This is a genomic window from Lonsdalea britannica (assembly GCF_003515985.1).
Taxonomy (GTDB): domain Bacteria; phylum Pseudomonadota; class Gammaproteobacteria; order Enterobacterales; family Enterobacteriaceae; genus Lonsdalea; species Lonsdalea britannica.
The window spans coordinates 702,006-725,392 of the sequence record NZ_CP023009.1 but is presented as its reverse complement, the minus strand read 5'-3'; the positions used below and the strand labels follow the sequence as shown (position 1 = coordinate 725,392).

Here is a 23,387-nt window from a genome sequence, read left to right as displayed (position 1 = left end):
TGAGGTTAAGTGACTAAGCGTACACGGTGGATGCCTAGGCAGTCAGAGGCGATGAAGGGCGTGCTAATCTGCGATAAGCGTCGGTAAGGTGATATGAACCGTTATACCCGACGATACCCGAATGGGGAAACCCAGTGCAATCCGTTGCACTATCATGTCATGAATACATAGTGACATGAGGCGAACCGGGGGAACTGAAACATCTCAGTACCCCGAGGAAAAGAAATCAACCGAGATTCCCCTAGTAGCGGCGAGCGAACGGGGAGGAGCCCAGAACCTGAATCAGTTTGTGTCTTAGTGGAAGCGTCTGGAAAGTCGCACGACAGAGGGTGATAGTCCCGTACACGAAGAGGCATGAGTTGTGAGTTCGATGAGTAGGGCGGGACACGTGTTATCCTGTCTGAATATGGGGGGACCATCCTCCAAGGCTAAATACTCCTGACTGACCGATAGTGAACCAGTACCGTGAGGGAAAGGCGAAAAGAACCCCGGCGAGGGGAGTGAAATAGAACCTGAAACCGTGTACGTACAAGCAGTGGGAGCCTTGATTTATCAGGGTGACTGCGTACCTTTTGTATAATGGGTCAGCGACTTATATTCTGTAGCAAGGTTAACCGAATAGGGGAGCCGCAGGGAAACCGAGTCTTAACTGGGCGTTAAGTTGCAGGGTATAGACCCGAAACCCGGTGATCTAGCCATGGGCAGGTTGAAGGTTGGGTAACACTAACTGGAGGACCGAACCGACTAATGTTGAAAAATTAGCGGATGACTTGTGGCTGGGGGTGAAAGGCCAATCAAACCGGGAGATAGCTGGTTCTCCCCGAAAGCTATTTAGGTAGCGCCTCGTGAACTCATCTTCGGGGGTAGAGCACTGTTTCGACTAGGGGGCCATCCCGGCTTACCAACTCGATGCAAACTACGAATACCGAAGAATGTTATCACGGGAGACACACGGCGGGTGCTAACGTCCGTCGTGAAGAGGGAAACAACCCAGACCGCCAGCTAAGGTCCCAAAGTCATGGTTAAGTGGGAAACGATGTGGGAAGGCCCAGACAGCCAGGATGTTGGCTTAGAAGCAGCCATCATTTAAAGAAAGCGTAATAGCTCACTGGTCGAGTCGGCCTGCGCGGAAGATGTAACGGGGCTAAACCATGCACCGAAGCTGCGGCAGCGACACTTAGGTGTTGTTGGGTAGGGGAGCGTTCTGTAAGCCTGCGAAGGTGGCCTGTGAGGGTTGCTGGAGGTATCAGAAGTGCGAATGCTGACATAAGTAACGATAATGCGGGTGAAAAACCCGCACGCCGGAAGACCAAGGGTTCCTGTCCAACGTTAATCGGGGCAGGGTGAGTCGACCCCTAAGGCGAGGCCGAAAGGCGTAGTCGATGGGAAACAGGTTAATATTCCTGTACTTGGTGTTACTGCGAAGGGGGACGGAGAAGGCTAGGTTATCCGGGCGACGGTTGTCCCGGTTTAAGCGTGTAGGTGGATGTTTTTGGTAAATCCGGAACATCATTAACACTGAGGCGTGATGACGAGTCACTACGGTGATGAAGTAGCCGATGCCAAGCTTCCAGGAAAAGCCTCTAAGCTCCAGGTAACACGAAATCGTACCCCAAACCGACACAGGTGGTCAGGTAGAGAATACCAAGGCGCTTGAGAGAACTCGGGTGAAGGAACTAGGCAAAATGGTGCCGTAACTTCGGGAGAAGGCACGCTGGTGTTGGTGAAGGGACTTGCTCCCGGAGCTGATACCAGTCGCAGATACCAGCTGGCTGCAACTGTTTAATAAAAACACAGCACTGTGCAAACACGAAAGTGGACGTATACGGTGTGACGCCTGCCCGGTGCCGGAAGGTTAATTGATGGGGTCAGCCGCAAGGCGAAGCTCTTGATCGAAGCCCCGGTAAACGGCGGCCGTAACTATAACGGTCCTAAGGTAGCGAAATTCCTTGTCGGGTAAGTTCCGACCTGCACGAATGGCGTAATGATGGCCAGGCTGTCTCCACCCGAGACTCAGTGAAATTGAACTCGCTGTGAAGATGCAGTGTACCCGCGGCAAGACGGAAAGACCCCGTGAACCTTTACTATAGCTTGACACTGAACCTTGAGCCTTGATGTGTAGGATAGGTGGGAGGCTTTGAAGTGTGGACGCCAGTCTGCATGGAGCCAACCTTGAAATACCACCCTTTAATGTTTGATGTTCTAACGTGGGCCCCTAATCGGGGTTGCGGACAGTGTCTGGTGGGTAGTTTGACTGGGGCGGTCTCCTCCCAAAGAGTAACGGAGGAGCACGAAGGTTAGCTAATCCTGGTCGGACATCAGGAGGTTAGTGCAAAGGCATAAGCTAGCTTGACTGCGAGAGTGACGGCTCGAGCAGGTGCGAAAGCAGGTCTTAGTGATCCGGTGGTTCTGAATGGAAGGGCCATCGCTCAACGGATAAAAGGTACTCCGGGGATAACAGGCTGATACCGCCCAAGAGTTCATATCGACGGCGGTGTTTGGCACCTCGATGTCGGCTCATCACATCCTGGGGCTGAAGTAGGTCCCAAGGGTACGGCTGTTCGCCGTTTAAAGTGGTACGCGAGCTGGGTTTAGAACGTCGTGAGACAGTTCGGTCCCTATCTGCCGTGGGCGTTGGAAGATTGAGGGGGGTTGCTCCTAGTACGAGAGGACCGGAGTGAACGCACCACTGGTGTTCGGGTTGTCATGCCAATGGCATTGCCCGGTAGCTAAGTGCGGAAGAGATAACCGCTGAAAGCATCTAAGCGGGAAACTTGCCCCGAGATGAGTCTTCCCTGGGACCTTGAGTCCCCTGAAGGGCCGTTGAAGACGACGACGTAGATAGGCTGGATGTGTAAGCGTAGCGATACGTTGAGCTAACCAGTACTAATGACCCGAGAGGCTTAACCTTACAACACCGAAGGTGTTTTTAGAGAGACGTATTCAGCTTGTTCGAAGATTGGTTCTGATGGTTGCGTGGAAGTAGGACGTAACGGTTGGGATGAAACAGAATTTGCCTGGCGGCGATAGCGCGGTGGTCCCACCTGACCCCATGCCGAACTCAGCAGTGAAACGCCGTAGCGCCGATGGTAGTGTGGGGTCTCCCCATGTGAGAGTAGGGAACTGCCAGGCATTAATTAAAGTAGAAACCCTCAGCGCAAGCTGGGGGTTTTTGCGTTGGGGCGGAAAAAAGCCGACAGACCGGCTCTGTACCTCCCCCCGTCTCACCGCCACGCGGCAGACCGTGAATCTGGATGGCCACACTCTGGTCTGCTGAGGCAGGATTGATGGTCATGTCGGGTATCGTCACTGTCCCACCGCTTAACATGCCTGCCGTGATGACGTATTCTTGCTCAGCGGCTTGTTCCCCTGAAGCTGCCCCCTTTGCTCAACGTGACCGATGCCCCCCACAATCTGCCTCCCCGTGCTCATCCTGACCGACGTGAAACTCCCTTTGCCCCTCATTCAATGATGACCAGGCCGCGGACCTAAGTCAGGGTTAATATTGGTTACATTATCGCCATAATGTGGGGGTGGCGATCTGCTTATTCGTAAAAAGCATATGTTCATACTCTTTTGAGTGAAACATTTTCAACTGCACCTGTTCGCTATCGACATCAACAGGGAAAATCGCTATCTTCGGCTGTCTGGAAGTCTAAACGTATAAACGTATGCAGTGAGGTTATAAGGTTATGCCAATCCGAGTCCCCGATGAATTGCCCGCAGTGAACTTTTTGCGCAAAGAAAACGTGTTTGTGATGACATCATCTCGTGCGAAAACTCAGGAAATTCGTCCGCTTAAGGTATTGGTACTTAACCTGATGCCCAAAAAAATCGAGACTGAGAATCAGTTTCTACGGTTGCTATCGAACTCCCCCCTGCAGATCGATATTCAGCTGTTGAGAATCGACAGTCGCGAGTCCAAAAATACGCCGACTGAGCATCTCAATAACTTTTACTGCAACTTCGAAGATATAGAAGATGAAAACTTTGATGGGCTGATTGTAACCGGAGCCCCATTGGGATTAGTTGATTTCAGCGATGTGGTATATTGGCCGCAGATTTCACGGGTCGTGAGTTGGGCTAAAGAGCATGTTACTTCAACCTTATTTGTGTGTTGGGCCGTACAAGCCGCATTAAACGTCCTTTATGGCATCCCGAAATTGACGCGTGACGCTAAACTCTCCGGCGTTTACGAGCATCATACTTTTCAGCCACATGCGCTAATGACGCGCGGTTTTGATGAAACATTCCTGGCTCCTCACTCACGCTATGCGGATTTCCCACTGGATGTTATTCGCGAACATACTGACTTGGATATTCTGGCGGGGTCAGACGAAGTCGGCGCTTATCTGTTCGCGAGTAAGGATAAACGTCTGGCATTTGTTACCGGTCATCCGGAATATGATGCGCTGACGCTGGGTAGTGAGTATTTTCGCGATATTGAAGCCGGGTTGGATACCGTTGTCCCAGTGAATTACTTCCCGGATAACAACCCCGAAAAAGCGCCTAAAGCAAGCTGGCGCAGTCATGGCCATCTCTTATTTTCCAACTGGCTGAACTATTATGTCTACCAGATCACGCCGTTCGATTTACGTAATATGAATCCTACTTTGGATTGATATTCTTTATTTAGGCACCTGCGGGTGCCTTTATGTTGCGTTTATTTTTTTCGCTCAATACCCCTCCTTTTTATAGTGCTTTACTCCAGTGTTTATCCCCCATATTGGGTCTTAAATAATGTCTGATGACATGAATGTTGAGGTAAATAGATCTGGATAAATAAGCAATGACGCGGCCTTAGTTGCCAGTCTAACCGTTTTATAAGCCGGGAAAGGTAATAACTGGTGTACCGCAGACTGATAATACGGCTATGTGGTTTTGGTCAGTCGATAGGTTCGATGAGGAATAATGCGGTCAACACTAATTCCGCTGAAATAAAAACAGGGGCACAAGGCCCCTGTAACATAAAACATCGCCTGTCATTAATACAACCCGATGACCTTCCACCATAACAAGCCGGCAGACATAAAGATCGCCTGGTTAATCAGACTAATAATGAACCCTGTTCGCCACCAGACACCGGTGGGTACATATCCTGCGCCGAACAGAATGGGGCCGCGGGCATGTGTGTACTGGGTAAGAGAACAATACAGGCTGCTGGTAAACGCCAGCATCAGCGCCATGGGGACTGCGGGGATATTCAGGTTAATACCCACACCCAGGAATACGGCATAAAGGGCTGCGATTTGCGCATTACCGCTGGCGAAGAAGTAGTGGGTATAGAAGTAGGCGGCATTGAGTAGCAGGAGGACTAATACCCAGCTAGTTCCCAGCATCATATGGCCAATGCTGTTACCGATAAGATCGCCAAACCAGGCCGTGAAGCCCAGATTCTTGAGCTGGTTCGCCATCATTAACAGCGCCGCGAACCAAATCAACGTATCCCAGGCACCTTTCTCGCTTTTAATATCATCCCAGCTCAATACGCCAGTCAGCAGCAAGAAAGAAAGTCCGACAAAGGAGGCGGTTGTCGCATCCACGCCCAGTTTGTCGCCGAAAATCCACAGTACCAGCAGAATCAACACGGTGGCGGCCATCAGCCACTCCCCGCGGCTCATGCTTCCCATCTTTTTCAATTCAGCGACGGCAAGCTTAGGAGCATCGGGCGTATGACGAATTTCTGGTTTCACCAGCCAGTATACGCACAGCGGGATCACCAGCAGAGAGATGAGGCAGGGCACTACCGCGGCGACGAACCAACTGCCCCACGTGATAGTGACGCCAGCGTTGGCTGCCAGTTTTATCGCTAACAAGTTACCGGTGTAAGCCGTCATAAACATTGCAGCGGTGATGTCGTTGACGTTACCGATACAGGTGACCAGAAACGTACCGATCTTACTGCGGGAAGCATCATCCGGTTTGGAGTCGAAGCTGCGTGCCAGCGAGTCGGCGATGGGATAGATAACGCCGCCGCAGCGCGCCGTGTTGCTCGGCATGGCCGGGGACAACACCAGGTCGGCAAAAGCCAGTCCATACGCCAGGCCCAGCGTGCGTTTGCCAAGTAGACGGATCATCTGGAGTGCAATACGCCGCCCCAATCCGGTTTTAATGAATCCCCGGGCAATCATGAAGGCAACGACGATCAGCCAAATCAACGAACTGTTGAGATCGCTCAGCGCCGTCTGAATGGATGCGCTAGGCGTCTTGTCGCCTGCCGCATAGGTCAGGGCGAACAGCGTAATGCTGATGATGCCAATCGCCCCAATCGGCAATACGTTTGCCACGATACAGATAATCGTTGCGACGAAAATAACGGCTGAATGCCAGGCTGCGGGAGTCAGGCCGGTGGGCGGAGTGAGTTGCCAGAAGAAAGTTGCAATAATGACGATGACTACTAAAGGAAGCCAATTCAGGCCATAAGACGTTTTGGTCTTCATCCGTTTTCCTTACAAAGGTCTGAAGATATTGCGTGTGTGTCGCCCTAATATCGGTTAGGGAGTGAACTAAGAATAACGCTAATGAATAACTGAGAAAGTGAAAATATGCGTCTTATTGACGTAAGGCGTTTTGAAAGTATTTATTTTAGAGGCTTCATTGACGAAACGACAATGAAGAAAAATAGACGATGGCCGGAATGGAATAACCGGCCATCATGTTCGAGGAAGGGATTATTCGAATAGATTGTGGTGCAGAGTTTGTACGACCTGTTCGGCCGCGCTGGACGGCACCAGGAAACACAGATTATGACTACTGGCGCCATAACAGATCAGGCGAATATTAAAGGGTTCCAGTACGCCGAAGACCTCTTTGCCCACGCCGCATGCCTGAGAGAGTTTATTGCCGATCAGCGCGACCAGCGACATATTCTCTTCCACTTCAACCCGACACAACGAAGACAGCTCCGTCAGCATCGCGCTGGATAGCAAGCCGTCGCCGGTAGACGTCGATCCTGTCGTATCGAGCGTAAGCGCTACGTTCACTTCGGACGTGGTAATCAGGTCCACGGAAATATTGTGACGCGCCAATATGCTGAAAACCTCTGCCAAAAAGCCACGCGCATGCAGCATGTTCAGGCTGTGCAGCGTCAGCAGGGTTTGCTTGCGGCGTAGCGCCAGTGCGCGAAACAGCGGGGGATGCTCCGTTTTATTGCAGACCAGCGTTCCCCCTGCGGCCGGGTCTTTGCTGGAGCCGACGAAGACCGGGATGTCGCTGCGTACGGCGGGTAACAGCGTCGCGGGATGCAGGACTTTGGCGCCAAAGGTCGCCATTTCCGCGGCTTCCTCAAACGTGATCTGATCGATGCGTTTAGCGGCGGGCACCACGCGCGGGTCGGTGGTGTAAATGCCGGGAACGTCGGTCCAGATATCAATTCGGCTGACGTTCAGGGCTTCGCCCAGCAGTGCGGCCGTATAGTCGCTGCCGCCGCGTCCTAGTGTGGTGGTCCGTCCTTTAGACTCGCTGCCGATGAAGCCTTGCGTAATGACGAGGCTATCGGACAGACGAGGCAACAACTGCTCTCGGGTCAACACTCCCAGCGCTTCGCAGTCAGGCTCGGCACGGCCGAAACGATCGTTGGTGCGCATAATCTTGCGCACGTCGAACCACTCCGCCACGACGCTGCGTTCCCGTAAAATCTCAACGAACAGCAGCGTGGACATCAGCTCGCCGTGGCTAACCAGCTCGTCGGTCAGTGCCGTAGAAGTGGCTAACGCCGCCGCTTCTGAGAGTCGGGCAATGTTGTCCAGCATCCGGTTAATCTCTTCACGGATGACTTCCGGCTGAGTCAGTCGGTCGACGATGGCATATTGGATCTGGCGGATTTTATTCAGGTGTAATTCGCGTTCTTCTAGTGGTACGCCTTCTGCCAGCGCGACCAGTAGGTTGGTTACGCCAGCTGAAGCCGACAGCACCACGATGCGTACCTGCGGATTGGAAAGTACCACGTCGGCGCTATGATTCATCGCGTCGAAATTGGCGACGCTGGTGCCGCCGAATTTAGCGATAATCAACGCGTTTTGTTGTTGAGCGGACATTTATGAAACCTCGTGTCAGGAGACGGCATCGCTAAGGTGTGGAGCCGTCCATCGTTAAACCTGTGCACAAGGGAAGAGCGATAAACAGGGAGCAGACGTAGAAAAAAGCTACGATACACCCAGAAGCGCTCCACCTTGCTGAACATCCTGCCGCGCAGGATGAGCCGGTGACAACCCAGGGGATTCAGCCCCTGTGGTCGATGAAATCAATGCCGACGTTGATCTCATCTCGGCGACGCTCCCCCTCGGGTATCTTCTTCGGAAAACGGCTCCTCCGATACCTTACCTGGGCGACGCACCTCTTCTGGCTTACGAACCTCGTGGGCGCGTAAGTAGGCCATTACAAATAACGGGTTACGCGGTGGCTGTCAATGGCTCGCGGGCTTCCGCGCCGGGCATTTCGCAAGAAAAGGGATCTCAAGCGGAGCGTTAAGGGATACAATCTCTTGATTACTGACCATTCATTCTTAGACAAAGAGTACCGTTATGAAAAATATCAATCCAACGCAGACGGCCGCCTGGCAAGCTCTGCAGCAGCATTTTGCCGTGATGAAGGACGTTCAAATCAGCGATCTGTTTGCCCAGGATGATGCCCGCTTCAAGCGGTTTTCCGCGACCTTTGACGACCTGATGCTGGTGGACTACTCAAAAAACCGTATCACGGATGAGACGCTGGAAAAATTGCAGGCCCTGGCGCGCGAGACCGATTTGGCTGGCGCTATTTCGTCCATGTTCTCCGGTGAAAAGATTAACCGTACTGAAGATCGCGCGGTCCTGCACGTTGCCCTGCGTAACCGCAGCAATACCCCGATTGTGGTCGATGGCAAAGACGTGATGCCGGAAGTGAATGCCGTCCTGCAGAAAATGAAGCAGTTCAGCGAACGTGTGATCGGCGGTGACTGGAAAGGATATACCGGCAAAACCATTACCGACGTGGTGAACATTGGTATCGGTGGTTCGGACCTGGGTCCGTTCATGGTGACGGAAGCGCTCAAGCCTTACAAAAATCACCTCAACATGCACTTCGTCTCCAACGTTGACGGCACGCACATCGCAGAGACGCTGAAAACGCTGAACCCGGAAACCACGCTGTTCCTCGTCGCGTCTAAAACGTTCACTACCCAGGAAACGATGACCAACGCTCACAGCGCGCGTGACTGGTTCCTGAAAGCCGCGGGCGATGAGAAATTTGTTGCTAAGCACTTTGCCGCGCTGTCCACCAATGGCAAGGCCGTGGGCGAGTTTGGGATTGATACCGACAACATGTTTGAATTCTGGGACTGGGTTGGCGGTCGTTATTCTCTGTGGTCCGCCATCGGTATGTCTATCGTGCTGTCCATCGGCTACGACAACTTCGAACAGCTGTTGAGCGGCGCTCACGCGATGGACAAGCATTTCGCGTCCACGCCTATCGAGAAGAACCTGCCGGTACTGCTGGCGCTAATCGGCATCTGGTACAACAACTTCTTCGGCGCGGAAACAGAAGCGATTCTGCCGTACGACCAGTATATGCACCGTTTCGCCGCCTACTTCCAGCAGGGCAACATGGAGTCCAATGGCAAGTACGTAGACCGCAACGGCACGCCGGTGGATTACCAGACCGGCCCGATCATCTGGGGCGAACCAGGTACTAACGGACAGCACGCGTTTTATCAGCTGATTCATCAGGGAACCAAACTGGTGCCTTGCGATTTCATCGCGCCTGCCGTCAGCCATAATCCGCTGAGCGACCACCACAGCAAATTGCTGTCCAACTTTTTCGCACAGACTGAAGCGCTGGCCTTCGGGAAATCCCGTGAAACGGTTGACGCCGAATTCGCCGCTGCGGGTAACAAACCGCAGGACGTGGAACACGTCGCACCGTTTAAAGTATTTGAAGGCAACCGCCCGACTAACTCTATCCTGTTGCGTGAAATCACGCCATATAGCCTGGGTGCGTTGATTGCGCTGTACGAACACAAGATCTTCACGCAGGGCGCGATTCTGAATATCTTCACGTTCGACCAATGGGGCGTTGAATTGGGTAAACAACTGGCTAACCGCATTCTGCCGGAACTGCTGGATGATTCTGCGGTGAGCAGTCACGACAGCTCCACCAACGGCCTGATCAACAACTTCAAAAAATGGCGTCAGGCATAATCAGCCCGATGTGAGCCATGCTGTTCGCGCGGTCTATTGTATGGGCGGCGCGAGCAGAAAACGCCAGACGGGTTCATCGGGTCTTTCTGACGTTCCTACCGCTCGTGGGGGAGAAGGCCGACATGCCGTTTATCGTCACATCGTGGTATTTGCTACCGACACAATGACCGTCAGACCGCGATCTTAATTATCTCGGAGGGAACATGCGGACTCGTATTCTTATGGCAACAGCCGGCGTTTTGCTGGTGGCCGGATGTAGCTCGACGCATTCGCTTAGCCCAGCAGGGCAAGCAGTGCGTTTTACGGATAGCTTGCCTGGCGCGGAATGTCAGCGACTTGGCGCGGTGACCGGCACTCAATCCAATTGGTTATCCGGTAACAGTGATGCGGGCAGTTCGATGCGGGGCGCGGCTAACGATCTCCGTAATAAGGCTGCTGAGATGGGGGGAAATGTGATCTTTGGCGTGACATCGCCGAGTGAGACGTTCCTGTCCAGTTTCGCTCCGTTGGATAGCAAGATGCAGGGTGACGTGTATAAATGTCGTTAACGCCCGCGATGTAACAAAAGGGGCCGACGAGCGTTTTCGTCGGCCTTTGTTTTATCCTGCGACGGTTTTATCCGGCGACATCGTCCTGACTTTGCCGCATGCCGAGATCCAGCGGCGTCTTACTGGCTTCGCCACCGATTTCCCGCGCCAGCCGGGGCACTAAATAGCCTGACACCATCGTCATCAACGTTCTGATGATGTCTCTCGCCTCATCATCCGGCACCAGAAAATGCGCGGCGCCCTGCACTTTGTCCAGCACATGCAGGTAATACGGCAGGATCCCCGCGTCGAACAGCGCGTTGCTGAGCGCCGCGAGCGTTGTGGCGCTATCGTTGACGCCGCGTAGCAGTACGCTCTGGTTCAGCAGCGTGACGCCCACCCGGCGTAATTTCGCCATATTTTGTGCTACGTCAGTGTCGATTTCATTGGCGTGATTAATATGCGTGACGAGCACCACACGTAGTCTGGATTGCTTCAGGCGTTGGCACAGCGCGTCCGTGATCCTTGCCGGGATCACAACCGGTAGTCGGCTATGGATGCGCAGGCGTTGAAGATGGGGAATGCTTTCCAGTTCGGCGATCAGCCAATCCAGCTCGTGATCTTTCGCCATCAGCGGATCGCCGCCGGAAAAAATGATCTCATCCAGTTCAGGATGTTGACGAATATAGTCCATCGCCTGGCGCCAGTTGGATTTATTCCCCTGATTATCCTGATAGGGGAAGTGGCGACGGAAGCAGTAACGGCAGTTGACGGCGCAACCGCCTTTGACCAGCAGCAGCGCACGATTACGGTATTTGTGCAGGAGGCCGGGAACGACGCTGTCTTGCTCTTCCAACGGATCGTAACTGAATCCGGGCGTCTCAATAAATTCCTGCGGCGCGGTGATCACCTGCAATAGCAGCGGATCGAGAGGATCGCCCGGCTGCATCCGCGCGGCGAAAGATCGCGGCACGCGCAGGGGGAAAAGCCTACGGGCATCACGCCCTTCTGTTAGCTGAGGGTGCTCTTTAAGCGCGATAAACTGGAGTAATTCGTCTGGATCGGTAATAACGTCGGCGAGTTGCTGTAACCAATCTTCTCCAGACAGCGTATTTCGGGTTATAATGTGTGCCATTTTTTGGCTAAGTTACCAGTAATAAGAGGACCAACATGGCGTCTTATAGTACCAATGAATTCCGTTCCGGTCTTAAAATCATGCAGGACGGTGAGCCGTGTGCGATCATTGAAAACGAATTTGTTAAGCCGGGCAAAGGCCAGGCATTTAACCGTGTCAGAATCCGTAAGTTGATTTCCGGCAAAGTGCTGGAAAAAACCTTCAAATCCGGTGATTCCGTTGAAGCAGCGGACGTCATGGATATGAACCTGACTTATCTGTACAACGACGGCGAGTTCTGGCATTTCATGAACAATGAAACGTTTGAACAGCTGGCTGCCGATGTGAAAGCCGTTGGCGACAACGCCAAATGGCTGGTTGAACAGGCAGAATGCGTACTGACGTTGTGGGACGGTGCTCCGATCGCCGTGACGCCGCCGAACTTCGTTGAGCTGGAAATTACCGATACCGATCCGGGCCTGAAAGGCGATACGGCTGGAACGGGTGGTAAACCTGCAACGCTGACGACGGGCGCCGTGGTTAAGGTTCCGCTGTTCGTACAGATTGGCGAAGTGATTAAAGTGGATACTCGCTCTGGCGAATACGTGTCCCGCGTAAAATAATCTCTCCGCATAATACCGCTGCATTCTCGCAGCGGTATTACCCACACCGTTTCTCATGCAACGCGTGCCCCGTTATTGTGCCGTCCCCGCAACATCGTTATCCGACTGATTAACCCAAATAAGCTGTTCCGTGTCAAAACCATAGCGTCTGGCCGTCGTCAGCAGCTGTTGTTTCACTGCGTCGTCCAGCGTCGGCGTGCGGGATAAGATCCACAGGTAGTTGCGGTTGGGTCCGCAAATCATGGCGTAGCGATAGGCATCGTCCAGCGCAATCACATTATAGCTGCCGTAGAATGGCCCGAAGAAAGAGACTTTCAGCGATGCCGTCTCTGGATCCCCCATCAAATATCCTTTCCCCGTACTCTCTTTCCAGCGTTGCTGCTGCGTATTAAAGCCGCGATTGGTGACAGTAATGCCGCCGTCGTCGCGCGGATGATAGGTCGCCGTCACTCGGTCCAGGCCGCGTTCGAAGCGGTGGTCGAGACGCGCAATTTCGTACCAGGTGCCAAGATAACGGTGTATATCGAAGTTTTTCACGACCTCGACATTCTCCGGCGGTGTCGTACTGCAGGCGGAGGAGAGCAGTGACGTGATTGCCGCCACCAGCGTTTTCCATCTTTTCATCGGTTTTTATCCTCCAGGGATAGGCCATGGCTGAAGAGTGATGACGTTAAGGGTAGGAAGCGTTTGACGGACTGGCAATGAAAAACGGCCTGTATAAGCAGGCCGTTGTTTTTTGGAGCGGAGTTTTAAAGTGTGACGAGCCCAATGACGGCGACTACCGTCAGAATGGCCGCGAGCCCGTAAAAGACCCATTTCCCTGCCGGCACGTGAATTTTAAGGTCGTGCATGGCGTGGTGGATGCGGTGCAGGCCACACCAGAGCGGCAGCACGATCATCAGCAGCAGGAACAGCCGGCCGATAAGGCTATGGCTAAATGCCGCGATGCGGTCATAGGACAACGCATCCGGGAACAGTCCCATTGGCAGCAGAATACCGACCAGCAGGACGATCACCGGCCCGAAGATGGCGCTCCACATGCCACCGGCGCCGAACAGCCCCCAGAAAGGCGGTTCATCGGAACGTTTTGGCGTTTGATTAATCACGTTATTCCTCCTGATCAGTACAGCAAGGCGATAGCCAGTATCGCCAGCGTGACTACCACGGTCACAATCCACAGCGCTTTCACGATCGGTTCGGGACCCATCTTTTCATCTTTAATGACGATGATGGTGGCTTTGGGCGCCAGATCGAACCAGGTTTTGGTCTGAAGAGCCGCGGCCAGCAGCGCGATGATATTGATGAACAGCACGATAGGGTTTTGCAGGAATCCGACGAAGCCTTCCCAACCTTCCACGCCGTGTTTCAGCGCGAAAACGCCGTACAGCAGCACGATACTGAACCATACTGCCGGAACCGCCGTTCCTTCGCGCAGCATATAGAAGCGGTAATACCCCAGCTTTTGCCACCAGGTCGGCGTCATGCCACGGACATACGCTTTACGTTTGGTTGTCATTGTTTGCCTCCCTCCCTTATTGTGGTTTCAGCATGGCGATCATGAAGTCTTTGGCGCTTTCGACCTTGCCCTGCTGAATGGCGGCGGCGGGATCGACGTGCTTCGGACACACTTCGGAGCAGTAACCGACAAACGTACAGGACCATACGCCGTTATCGCTGTTCAACTGAGGCATACGCGCTTTCTTGCCGTGATCGCGGTTGTCCAGATTGTAGCGGTGCGCCAGCGTAATGGCGGCCGGGCCGATGAACTCCGGGTTCAGACCAAACTGCGGGCAGGCGGCGTAGCACAACCCGCAGTTGATGCAGCCGGAGAACTGGTGGTACTTCGCCATTTGCGCCGGCGTCTGCTTGTTAGGGCCGTCTTCCGGTTTGCGATCATTGCCGATAATGTACGGCTTGATGGCTTCGAGACTCTCAATGAAGTGAGTCATATCGACCACTAAATCGCGTTCGATCGGGAAGTTACCCAGCGCTTCTACCTTCATGCCGCCGGTATAGTCGCGGAGGAAGATTTTGCAGGCCAGTTTCGGGACGTTGTTGACCATCATGCCGCAGGAGCCGCAGATCGCCATACGGCAGGACCAGCGGTAAGACAGGTCCGGCGCCAGGTTGTCTTTGATATAACCCAGCGCATCAAGCAAGGAGGTCTGCTTGTTATACGGCACTTCATAGGTTTCGAAGTGTGGCGCACTGTCCTGCTCCGGGTTGTAGCGCATGACTTCCATTTTCAGGGTTTGCATCTCAGCCATTCGCTTGCTCCTTCTTACTTTTCTCCTGAGCATCGGCTTCACCGCCGTAAACACGTTTCGCCGGCGGCAGCTTGGTGATCTTCACATCGCTATACTCAAGACGTGGAGCACCATCCTGGCTGTGGAACGCCAGCGTATGCTTCAGGTAATTGACGTCGTCGCGTTCGGTGCAGCCTTCGTCAAGACGCTGGTGGGCGCCGCGGGATTCCTTACGGTTGATTGCAGAGTGCGCCATACATTCCGCCACATCCAGTCCGTGGCCGAGTTCGATGGTGTACAGCAGGTCGGTGTTAAATACGCTGGAGTGGTCGCTGATTTTGACGCGTTTGAAACGTTCTTTCAGTTCGGCCAGCTTATCGACGGTTTTTTGCATCAGGTCGGTGGTGCGATAGATACCGCAGCCTTCTTCCATCGTCATCCCCATCTCATCACGGATTTTAGACCAGCTTTCCGTGCCTTCCTGATTCATCAGGTCATGCAGTTTTTTCTCAACGTCGCGGGCCTGCGCATCCAGCGCGCTGGTATTGGCGGGCGTCGCTTCCTGAGAGCGTCGTACGGCGTGTTCACCGGCCAAACGGCCGAAGACCACCAGCTCCGCAAGGGAGTTAGAACCCAGACGGTTGGCGCCGTGCAGGCCGACGGAAGAACATTCACCGGCGGCGAACAGACCTTTGATGCGCGTTTCACACTGCTGATCGGTTTCGATGCCGCCCATGGTGTAGTGCGCGGTAGGACGAATGGGGATCGGTTCCTTGACGGGATCGACGCCGACGTAGGCTTTGGCCAGTTCGCAGATGAACGGCAGGCGCTCTTTCAGCTTCTTCTCGCCCAGGTGACGCAGGTCGAGGTAGACCACATCGCCCAGCGGAGTCGAGATGGTGCGGCCAGCGCGCCACTCATGCCAAAAAGCCTGAGAGACCTTATCGCGCGGCCCTAGCTCCATGTATTTGTTTTTCGGCTCACCCAACGGCGTTTCGGGTCCCATGCCGTAATCCTGCAGATAGCGGTAGCCATCTTTATTGACCATGATGCCGCCTTCGCCGCGGCAGCCTTCGGTCATCAGGATGCCGGAGCCGGGCAGGCCGGTCGGGTGATACTGTACGAATTCCATATCGCGTAGCGGCACGCCGTGGCGGAACGCCATCCCCATGCCGTCGCCGGTGACGATGCCGCCGTTGGTGTTATAACGGTACACACGTCCGGCGCCGCCTGTCGCCATGATGACGGCGTTGGCGCGAATTTGCACCAGCTCGCCTTCCATCATATTGATGGCGACGACGCCACGCGCGTGGCCTTCATCGACCAGAATATCCAGCACGAAGTGTTCGTCGAAACGCTGAATTTGCGGGTATTTCAGCGACGTCTGGAACAAGGTGTGCAGCATGTGGAAACCGGTTTTGTCGGCAGCAAACCAGGTGCGTTCAATCTTCATCCCGCCGAAACGGCGTACGTTGACTGAACCGTCTGGTTTACGACTCCACGGACAACCCCACTGTTCCATCTGGATCATTTCACGTGGGCACTCGTGAACAAACTGGTCGACGACGTCCTGTTCGCAGAGCCAGTCGCCGCCGGCGACGGTGTCTTGGAAATGGAAGTCAAAGCTATCGTGATCCTGAGTGACCGCTGCTGAGCCTCCTTCTGCGGCCACGGTGTGGCTCCGCATTGGGTAGACTTTAGAGATCAGCGCAATCTTCAGTTGGGGATTAGCTTCGGCTGCAGCAATAGCTGCGCGTAAGCCAGCGCCCCCGGCCCCGATAATGGCCAAGTCGGCATTAAAGGTCTGCACTGCATTCCTCCAGTTACATAAGTTAAATAAGATAAAATAAGAAAATAATGCGTAATGCGAATATTGGGTTTATTTCCGCCCAGTTTTTAGTGAGTTGGGAGGGGCAGAAAAAAAATCTGACGGCCGTGGATAACCGTTAAATCACTCTTTTTTGTGTGGAAATGATTATAGCTATTTAAAGGTAGCTGAAATTTGATGTGATCCAGCATTTTGCTGTTTTTTAACCAGCGGAGAGGAATAGTTCTTAAAACGTGATCGAAAATGCAATTAAAGTAAAAACAGCACTTTTATTGCTTTAATAAATACTCATCCCTACCGATTAAAACATCTTCAACTGGATATAATTTGTTTGGTCGGACTGATGCGGGTAGACTGCACCCCTCTTTGACTTTGGAGTAGACCACCATGAGCGAAACGGCAAGTTGGCAACCCAGCGCCCCAATTGCCAATCTGTTGAAGCGGGCGGAGATCATGAACGAAATTCGGCGCTTCTTCTCCGATCGCGGCGTGCTAGAGGTGGAAACCCCCGCCATGAGTCAGGCAACGGTCACAGACGTTCATCTGGTTCCTTTTGACACTCAGTATGTCGGGCCAGGCGCTGCGGACGGCCTAAAACTCTATTTGATGACCAGCCCGGAATACCACATGAAACGCCTGCTGGCGGCAGGCAGCGGCCCAATTTATCAGCTGGGGCGCAGCTTCCGTAACGAAGAATCCGGCCGTTATCATAATCCTGAATTCACGATGCTTGAGTGGTATCGCCCTCACTACGATATGTACCGCCTGATGAATGAGGTGGACGATCTGCTGCAACAGGTGCTGGAGTGCGAAAGCGCCGAAATGCTCACCTATCAGCAGGCTTTCCAGCGTCATCTGGACGTCGATCCGCTCTCCGCCGACAAAGCTCAGCTGCGCGAAGTCGCCGAAACGCTGGGCGTGGGGGATGTCGCGCATCAGGAAGAGGATCGCGATACGCTGCTGCAACTGCTGTTCGCGGTGGGCGTTGAGGTCAATATCGGGCGCGACAAACCGGCCTTCGTCTATCATTTCCCAGCTACGCAGGCGTCTCTGGCTGAAATCAGTACCGAAGATCACCGTGTCGCTGAGCGGTTTGAGGTCTACTTCAAAGGGATTGAACTGGCGAATGGGTTCCGCGAGCTGACCGACAGCGCCGAGCAGCGTCAGCGTTTCGAGCAGGATAACCGCAAACGCGCCGCGCGCGGCTTGCCGGTTCAGCCGATAGACGAAAACCTGTTGGATGCGTTGACCGCGGGTATCCCGGATTGCGCAGGCGTCGCGCTGGGCGTCGATCGCCTGATCATGCTGGCGCTGAAGGCTGAGTCCATTAGCGAAGTGATTGCCTTCCCAGTCGACCGCTCCTAAAGCGCAAGACCCCAATAAAAATCCGGTGAGGCGAGGAGCCTGCACCGGATTTTTTTATGCGCGTCATTCAGGGCGGAATACCTGAGACGGGACAGGCGACTAGAGCGCGCCGTCCGTACGCGTGGCGGAACCGGCGTTACGGCCGTCAATCTGTACGGAATCCATCCGGACCTGGAACGGCGGGAACGGCATCACCAGATTGTGCTGACGGTAGCTGTCCAAAATTAGCTGGTGCAGCTCATGTCGCAGCGGCATGCGGTGCCCCATCTCCGCGGCGAAGATTCGCAGTTCAAACAGCTGAATCCCCTGACGTAAATCAACGAGGAAGACCTCCGGCGGCGGGTTGTCCAACACCAGCGAGCAGCGTTTGACGGCATCCAGCAGCAGGTTGGTCACCTCTTCCGTATTGGCGTCTGCCGGGGCTGGAATGGTCAGCACCACGCGCGTTACGGAGTCAGACAGCGACCAGTTGATGAACTGTTCCGTGATGAAGGCCTTGTTGGGAACGATAATCTCCTTGCGGTCCCAGTCCGAGATCGTCGTGGCGCGGGTGTTGATACGCATAATGCTCCCGGTCAGATCGCGGATCGTCACCGTATCGCCAATACGTATCGGCTTCTCGAACAGAATAATCAGGCCGGAGATAAAGTTGGCGAAGATCTCCTGCAAGCCGAAGCCCAACCCCACCCCTAGGGCGGCGACGAGCCACTGAAACTTGGACCACTCGATGCCGAGCATAGAGAAGCCGAACATCCCGCCAATCAACAGCAGCACATATTTACTGACGGTGGTGATGGCGTAGCCAGAGCCGGGCGACAGCTCGACGTGTTGCAACAACACCAGCTCAAGCAGCGCAGGCAGATTGCGCATCAGCTGAGTCGTAATAAAGAAGATCAGAATGGCGATCAGCACCGCGCCCAGCGTGATCGGTTGGACCGTCTCGGTGCCATTGAGCGTGCTGGTGGCGTCCCACAGGCTGATGTTCTCCAGGAAGGAGAACGCCGAATGGATTTCCGACCAGAGCGCCAGCACGGAGACCAGCGCAATCAGCGTCAGCACTGAACGTACCAGTTGCAGGGATTTCGCGCTGATGGCGTCCAGATCGACCACCGGCTCTTCAACGACTTCACTGCCGGCTTCATGACTCTGTTGCGTTAACTCTTCTTCCCCCCGCGCCCGGATTGCCAGTATCTCCGCCCGGCGCTGCTTGGCGCGATCGAACGCGATGCGTCGGCGCTGAATCAGCATCCAGCGGCGAATGATGTGGTAAATCACCAGCAGGAAGAACCAAATCGCGACTGACTTTTCCAACCGGGCCAGCAGCGCCTGCGACGTGGCCAGATAGCCAAAGCAGGAAGCCAGCACGGCGATCAACGGCATACAAAGCAGCAGATTCCACATGGCGCGGTTCACGGGGTTTTCTCCAGAACCTTCCTTATCCAGATACAGCGGTATTCCGGCACGTTTCAGGCTGGTGGTGACCAGACTGAGCGCCAGGCACAGCAGGATGAAACAGAGGCGTCCCAGTGTGCTGGAAAATTGGCGATCGTTGAGATTATCGAAGGTAATCAACGCCATAATGAGAGGAACGATAAGCCCGATGGACAGCCGGTAGTAGCGCATCGCCCGTTCTACCCGCTTAGGCGACCAGCCGAAATGCACGATGAACAGCCCCTGACGGTGCGCGAACGAGGCGCTAATCATCACGACCCACATCAACGGCACGGTGGCGGTGACGCTATCGCCTATGGCGACGGCGACCGGATAAGGCCACGCATTTTGCAGGCCGTAGCCCAACGCCGCCCACAGGATCGGCAGCGGAATGGCGACCATCACTGACCAGAATACGGTGCGGAGCGTCAGCATGAAGTGGTCGAGCGTCACTTTACCCACGCGTCCGCTGGCTCGCTCCAGAAACGCATGATAGTGGCGGCGTGAACTGATACTGAGCGCGACCAGCAGCAGTGCGCCAATCAACGGCAGCAGCGTACTCCAGCTGGTGACCATCATCACCATGGCGCTGCTGAGCTGCGTCAGCGTATCCAAAGACAGCAGGCGGGACAGATCCTGCACTAACTGAAGCGGGTAGGAGAGCGTCAACGGGTCGACGTCCGCCACCCAGAACAGATAGCGGTGGGCGGCTTCGCGGATCTCAATCAGGGCATCTTCGAGCTGATTACTGGCGACCTTCAGCTTGGTCAGTTCGAGAATCTGAGTATCACAGCCTGAAATCAACGAGGTCAGCAGCTCGCGTTGCGTACGTAGCTGATCGTTGAATATCTTCTGCTGAGAGGCGGTGAGCGGCGAGCCGTCATCCTGCTGCGCCTGCTCGTTCTTCGGCAGCTTGGAGAACGTGTCTTCGTACTGCAGACGTTGCACCCGCAGCTGGGTCATGTCGCCATCCAGCAGTTGGGGCTTCGGCATTTCCGGCAGTCGGGCGACCTGCGCACGCAGCGTCTCGCCCAGCGCGGTAGACGAGCCGAGCCACTGAGCCTGTTCGCGCAACGTGCTTAGCGCCTGACGCACCTGCAACGTTTGCGAAGCGGCCTGCCGCTGCTGCGATGCGATTAAGTCCATGCGCTGCGCCTGCTGATTCAGCGCCACGGATAAATCACGGTTCACCTGCAACTGGCTGGCGATGGCGGAAGGCAGGTTACCGCTTTGCTCCGCCAGCAGCTCGGTGCGTTCCAGCGCCTGTTCGGCTTCGCGCTGGCGCATACCGTTGAGGGTGCTGCGCAGGGTTTGCAGCTGATCGTCCAGACGGTCCCGCTGCTGTTTGAAGAGTTCCGCCCGCAGGCGGGAAAGTTCCTGACGATTGCTGGCGGACAGCTGTGCCAGCTCCAGTTCATCGACCCGGCTTTTGCTCAGCGCAGCTTCCGCCTGCAATGACGCGAGCTGCGCTCGCGCCAGCCGCGTGTTGGCGTTGCCTTGCGTTTGGATCCGGCGTTCGACGTCGTTGAGCGCGCGACTGGCTTCCGACTGTTGCTGCGGCAGCTGGGCCAACGAGTCGCTGATCTCCCGCAGGCGATCCTGCTCCAGCTGCTGTTGGCGGGATTGCTCCAGCAGTTGGCTACTGGTTTGAACGATCTGTTGTTCGAGTTCGTTAACGGAAAGGTTATGCACGGCGGGCGTGGATTTGGCGTCTTCCGCCGCCAGCTCCTGACGCAGCCCCCGCGTGAGGCGGGGGAAATCTTCAATCACGCGCTGATACTGATCTACCCGTTCGAGAGCTCCTTTACGCTCATCCAACATACGCAGAGCGGATTGCAGCTCTTTAACGATATCCGCCTGATTCGGCTGTGACTTGTTCGCTTCTGCCTGCTGCAAATCCTGACGTAGCTGGACTTCGCTGGGAAGTTGGGCGGTCAGCGCCGGGGCGGATAGCAGGCATCCCAGTAGAAAGATCAGTATCAGACGCACGCTAACTTACCTCTGTAATTTCGCGGTTTAAGGCGTATTTCCCGCTGTCGTAGAGACGACGACGTCCTCGCTCGTGGCTTCCGCGAGGGGTTCACCCATGCGGGTGACGCTTTGGTTGGACAGATTGGTCATCAGCTGCACTTTACCGGCGGCAAACAGGTTGATAACGGTAGAGCCCAGTTTGAACTGGCCCATCTCTTCGCCTTTGTCCAGCGTGATGGCGCCTGTCTCACCCTCGGCGGGGTAGGTCCAGCGCTTGATGATGCCTTCGCGCGGCGGCGTCACGGTGCCCGCCCACACGGTTTCAATACTGCCGACGATGGTCGCTCCCACCAGAATTTGCGCCATAGGACCAAATTCGGTATCGAACAGGCAGATCACGCGTTCGTTACGGGCGAACAGGTTGGGCACGTTGGCGGCGGTCAGCGGATTCACGGAGAACAGGTCGCCCGGTACGTAAATCATCTCGCGCAGCGTACCGTCGCAAGGCATATGCACGCGGTGGTAATCCTTGGGCGACAGGTAGGTGGTGACGAACAGACCATCACGGAAGTGATCCGCCATGTGGTAGTTGCCCGCCAGCAGGGCTTCCAACGAATAGGTGTGTTGCTTTGCCTGCAACAGCGTGTCGTTTTCGATAGCCCCTAACTGAGAGATCGCGCCGTCGGCGGGTTGTACCAGACGGTGATCGTGCGGATCGACCGGGCGAACGCCGGGGCGCAGGGGACGCGTGAAGAATTCGTTGAACGTCGGATAAGCCGCGGTGTCCGGCTGCTGGGCTTCCTGCATGTTGACGCGGTAAACGCGAACGAACAGGTCGATCACCAGCTTGGTGAGCGCGCCTCCGCGTCGTTCGGCTCCCCAGCCGGCGAGCCGGGTCAGCCAGATTTTCGGCAACAGATGTTGTAAAGCGATCTTGATTCTATCCAGCACAGTGAGCCTCTTGGGTTTGGTGATGCGCCAATATTAAAAGCGGCGCATTGTAGCGATGGTGACAATAAATGTCAGTTATCCGAATCGGAAAAGGATTTACGCGTTTTTACCTGAGACATGCTTTCAAGGATGCGGTGGTAGTTTTCAAAACGCTCGGCTGCGATGTCTCCGCGCTCCAGCGCGGCCCGTATGGCGCAGCCTGGGTCGGTGTCATGCTTGCAATCGCGGAATTTACAGCTGCCCAGATAGTCGCGGAATTCGATAAAGCCCTGCGTAACCTGCTCGGGGTCGAGGTGCCACAGTCCGAATTCACGCACGCCGGGGGAGTCAATCACGTCGCCGCCGCGCGGGAAGTGGTACATGCGGGCGGCGGTCGTCGTATGTTGCCCCAGTCCGGAGTTATCGGACACATCGTTGACCAGGATTTTGCCTTCTTCAGGATAGAGCAGGGCGTTGAGCAGGCTGGACTTACCCACGCCGGACTGGCCGGCAAATATGCTGATACGGTTGGTCAGTTCGGTTTCCAGCTCTTTCATGCCGTCGCCGGTTCTGCTGGAGACCATCAGTACTCGGTAGTGCAATGCGCGGTAGATATCCATGACTTCGTCGACGAACTGAAGTGATTCTTCATCCAACAGGTCGATCTTGTTTAATACGATGAGCGGCTCGACTTCCAGCGTTTCGCAGGCCACCAGATAACGGTCAATGATATTGATCGACAGTTCGGGAAGAATGGCGGAGACAATCACGATCTGATTGATGTTGGCGGCGATAGGTTTAACGCCGTCGTAAAAGTCTGGACGCGTCAGGACGGATTCGCGAGGATGTACCGCTTCCACGATGCCGCTGATGCCAGACAGCGTTTCGTTGCCGGGCCGCCACACGACCTTGTCGCCGGTGACCAGCGATTTGATGGTGCGACGAATATTACAGCGACGTTGCGTACCGTCGGTGGCCTCCACGTCAACATGCATGCCGAAGCGGCTGATGATGGTGCCTTCCTGGGCGTCGCCCAGTTGGCTGTCATCCCACTCGATTTTGCTGTCTGCATGCTTAAGGCGGCGCTGATGATTGGCGCTGACCCGACGTTGCTGACCTTTTGACAGTTTCTTTTTGCTCACTCAACCTCTCTAGATTCGTGGTTATCGCTCATGAC

At 54.9% G+C, this 23,387-nt stretch carries 16 protein-coding genes, 2 rRNA genes and 1 riboswitch; of the genes, 7 read left to right on the top strand and 11 right to left on the bottom strand.

All coding sequences use genetic code 11. The annotated features are described in order from the left end of the window. Positions 1-3 precede the first annotated feature (3 nt). The 3 genes from CKQ53_RS03350 to metA all read left to right on the top strand — a co-directional run bounded on the left by CKQ53_RS03350 (position 4) and on the right by metA (position 4,622). A 23S ribosomal RNA gene (locus CKQ53_RS03350) occupies positions 4-2,911 on the top strand. 105 nt (positions 2,912-3,016) lie between these two features. Then, a 5S ribosomal RNA gene (gene rrf / locus CKQ53_RS03345) occupies positions 3,017-3,132 on the top strand. Positions 3,133-3,692: 560 nt separating this feature from the next. Then, positions 3,693-4,622: a homoserine O-acetyltransferase MetA gene (gene metA / locus CKQ53_RS03340; RefSeq protein ID WP_085653345.1), complete on the top strand. Its 930-nt coding sequence runs from the start codon at positions 3,693-3,695 to the stop codon at positions 4,620-4,622. 363 nt (positions 4,623-4,985) lie between these two features. On the opposite strand, the gene CKQ53_RS03335 is transcribed toward metA, so the two are convergent. Both CKQ53_RS03335 and lysC read right to left on the bottom strand, forming a co-directional pair. Next, a complete protein-coding gene (locus CKQ53_RS03335; protein ID WP_094118834.1) occupies positions 4,986-6,440 on the bottom strand; it encodes a DASS family sodium-coupled anion symporter in 1,455 nt (484 codons plus the stop codon). 231 nt (positions 6,441-6,671) lie between these two features. Next, the gene (lysC, locus tag CKQ53_RS03330) at positions 6,672-8,036 is read right to left on the bottom strand and encodes a lysine-sensitive aspartokinase 3 (RefSeq protein ID WP_094118835.1); all 1,365 of its coding nucleotides are present in this window, start codon (positions 8,034-8,036) and stop codon (positions 6,672-6,674) included. Between the two features lie 115 nt (positions 8,037-8,151). Beyond that, a riboswitch (Lysine riboswitch) is annotated at positions 8,152-8,348 on the bottom strand. A 174-nt stretch (positions 8,349-8,522) separates the two neighbouring features. Between lysC and pgi the strand changes: the two genes are divergently transcribed. Beyond that, positions 8,523-10,175: a glucose-6-phosphate isomerase gene (gene pgi, locus CKQ53_RS03325; protein ID WP_094118836.1), complete on the top strand. Its 1,653-nt coding sequence runs from the start codon at positions 8,523-8,525 to the stop codon at positions 10,173-10,175. Positions 10,176-10,378: 203 nt separating this feature from the next. Beyond that, complete coding sequence (locus CKQ53_RS03320) at positions 10,379-10,723, top strand: DUF4156 domain-containing protein (RefSeq protein ID WP_085653349.1); 345 nt, start codon at positions 10,379-10,381, stop codon at positions 10,721-10,723. Positions 10,724-10,790: 67 nt separating this feature from the next. On the opposite strand, the gene epmB is transcribed toward CKQ53_RS03320, so the two are convergent. Continuing rightward, positions 10,791-11,837 carry an EF-P beta-lysylation protein EpmB gene (gene epmB, locus CKQ53_RS03315; RefSeq protein WP_085653350.1) on the bottom strand — a complete coding sequence of 349 codons (1,047 nt, stop codon included), beginning with the start codon at positions 11,835-11,837 and terminating at the stop codon, positions 10,791-10,793. A gap of 35 nt (positions 11,838-11,872) precedes the next feature. Between epmB and efp the strand changes: the two genes are divergently transcribed. Further along, positions 11,873-12,439 carry an elongation factor P gene (gene efp / locus CKQ53_RS03310; RefSeq protein WP_085653351.1) on the top strand — a complete coding sequence of 189 codons (567 nt, stop codon included), beginning with the start codon at positions 11,873-11,875 and terminating at the stop codon, positions 12,437-12,439. Between the two features lie 72 nt (positions 12,440-12,511). Here efp and blc read toward each other — a convergent pair whose 3' ends face one another. From blc to frdA, 5 genes are all read right to left on the bottom strand, one after another. Continuing rightward, positions 12,512-13,063, bottom strand: coding sequence for an outer membrane lipoprotein Blc (gene blc / locus CKQ53_RS03305; protein WP_094118837.1), 552 nt, complete (start codon positions 13,061-13,063; stop codon positions 12,512-12,514). A gap of 125 nt (positions 13,064-13,188) precedes the next feature. Beyond that, positions 13,189-13,545 carry a fumarate reductase subunit FrdD gene (gene frdD, locus CKQ53_RS03300; protein ID WP_085653353.1) on the bottom strand — a complete coding sequence of 119 codons (357 nt, stop codon included), beginning with the start codon at positions 13,543-13,545 and terminating at the stop codon, positions 13,189-13,191. Between the two features lie 14 nt (positions 13,546-13,559). Further along, a complete protein-coding gene (gene frdC / locus CKQ53_RS03295) occupies positions 13,560-13,955 on the bottom strand; it encodes a fumarate reductase subunit FrdC (RefSeq protein ID WP_085653354.1) in 396 nt (131 codons plus the stop codon). Between the two features lie 16 nt (positions 13,956-13,971). Continuing rightward, positions 13,972-14,706, bottom strand: coding sequence for a succinate dehydrogenase/fumarate reductase iron-sulfur subunit (locus CKQ53_RS03290; RefSeq protein ID WP_094118838.1), 735 nt, complete (start codon positions 14,704-14,706; stop codon positions 13,972-13,974). After that, positions 14,699-16,495: a fumarate reductase (quinol) flavoprotein subunit gene (frdA, locus tag CKQ53_RS03285; RefSeq protein ID WP_085653356.1), complete on the bottom strand. Its 1,797-nt coding sequence runs from the start codon at positions 16,493-16,495 to the stop codon at positions 14,699-14,701. Before frdA ends, CKQ53_RS03290 begins: the two co-directional genes overlap by 8 nt. A gap of 405 nt (positions 16,496-16,900) precedes the next feature. Here frdA and epmA point away from each other — a divergent pair, with 405 nt between their 5' ends. Next, entirely contained in the window at positions 16,901-17,878 is a 978-nt protein-coding gene (gene epmA / locus CKQ53_RS03280) for an elongation factor P--(R)-beta-lysine ligase (RefSeq protein WP_094118839.1), read from the top strand. A gap of 99 nt (positions 17,879-17,977) precedes the next feature. Here epmA and mscM read toward each other — a convergent pair whose 3' ends face one another. The 3 genes from mscM to rsgA form a co-directional block, all read right to left on the bottom strand. After that, positions 17,978-21,298: a miniconductance mechanosensitive channel MscM gene (gene mscM, locus CKQ53_RS03275; RefSeq protein WP_085653358.1), complete on the bottom strand. Its 3,321-nt coding sequence runs from the start codon at positions 21,296-21,298 to the stop codon at positions 17,978-17,980. Between the two features lie 27 nt (positions 21,299-21,325). Then, on the bottom strand, positions 21,326-22,231 hold the full coding sequence (asd, locus tag CKQ53_RS03270; RefSeq protein ID WP_085653359.1) for an archaetidylserine decarboxylase: 906 nt from the start codon (positions 22,229-22,231) through the stop codon (positions 21,326-21,328). Positions 22,232-22,302: 71 nt separating this feature from the next. After that, the gene (gene rsgA / locus CKQ53_RS03265) at positions 22,303-23,352 is read right to left on the bottom strand and encodes a small ribosomal subunit biogenesis GTPase RsgA (RefSeq protein WP_094118840.1); all 1,050 of its coding nucleotides are present in this window, start codon (positions 23,350-23,352) and stop codon (positions 22,303-22,305) included. Positions 23,353-23,387 lie beyond the last annotated feature (35 nt).

What these genes read in the sequence shown, in the direction of transcription:
- efp (WP_085653351.1), top strand. Translation starts at nt 11,873, where the DNA reads ATGGCGTCTTATAGTACCAATGAATTCCGTTCCGGTCTTAAAATCATG.
- metA (WP_085653345.1), top strand. Translation starts at nt 3,693, where the DNA reads ATGCCAATCCGAGTCCCCGATGAATTGCCCGCAGTGAACTTTTTGCGC.
- lysC (WP_094118835.1), bottom strand. Translation starts at nt 8,036, where the DNA reads ATGTCCGCTCAACAACAAAACGCGTTGATTATCGCTAAATTCGGCGGC.
- blc (WP_094118837.1), bottom strand. Translation starts at nt 13,063, where the DNA reads ATGAAAAGATGGAAAACGCTGGTGGCGGCAATCACGTCACTGCTCTCC.
- CKQ53_RS03290 (WP_094118838.1), bottom strand. Translation starts at nt 14,706, where the DNA reads ATGGCTGAGATGCAAACCCTGAAAATGGAAGTCATGCGCTACAACCCG.
- CKQ53_RS03335 (WP_094118834.1), bottom strand. Translation starts at nt 6,440, where the DNA reads ATGAAGACCAAAACGTCTTATGGCCTGAATTGGCTTCCTTTAGTAGTC.
- epmB (WP_085653350.1), bottom strand. Translation starts at nt 11,837, where the DNA reads ATGGCACACATTATAACCCGAAATACGCTGTCTGGAGAAGATTGGTTA.
- epmA (WP_094118839.1), top strand. Translation starts at nt 16,901, where the DNA reads ATGAGCGAAACGGCAAGTTGGCAACCCAGCGCCCCAATTGCCAATCTG.
- frdC (WP_085653354.1), bottom strand. Translation starts at nt 13,955, where the DNA reads ATGACAACCAAACGTAAAGCGTATGTCCGTGGCATGACGCCGACCTGG.
- pgi (WP_094118836.1), top strand. Translation starts at nt 8,523, where the DNA reads ATGAAAAATATCAATCCAACGCAGACGGCCGCCTGGCAAGCTCTGCAG.
- CKQ53_RS03320 (WP_085653349.1), top strand. Translation starts at nt 10,379, where the DNA reads ATGCGGACTCGTATTCTTATGGCAACAGCCGGCGTTTTGCTGGTGGCC.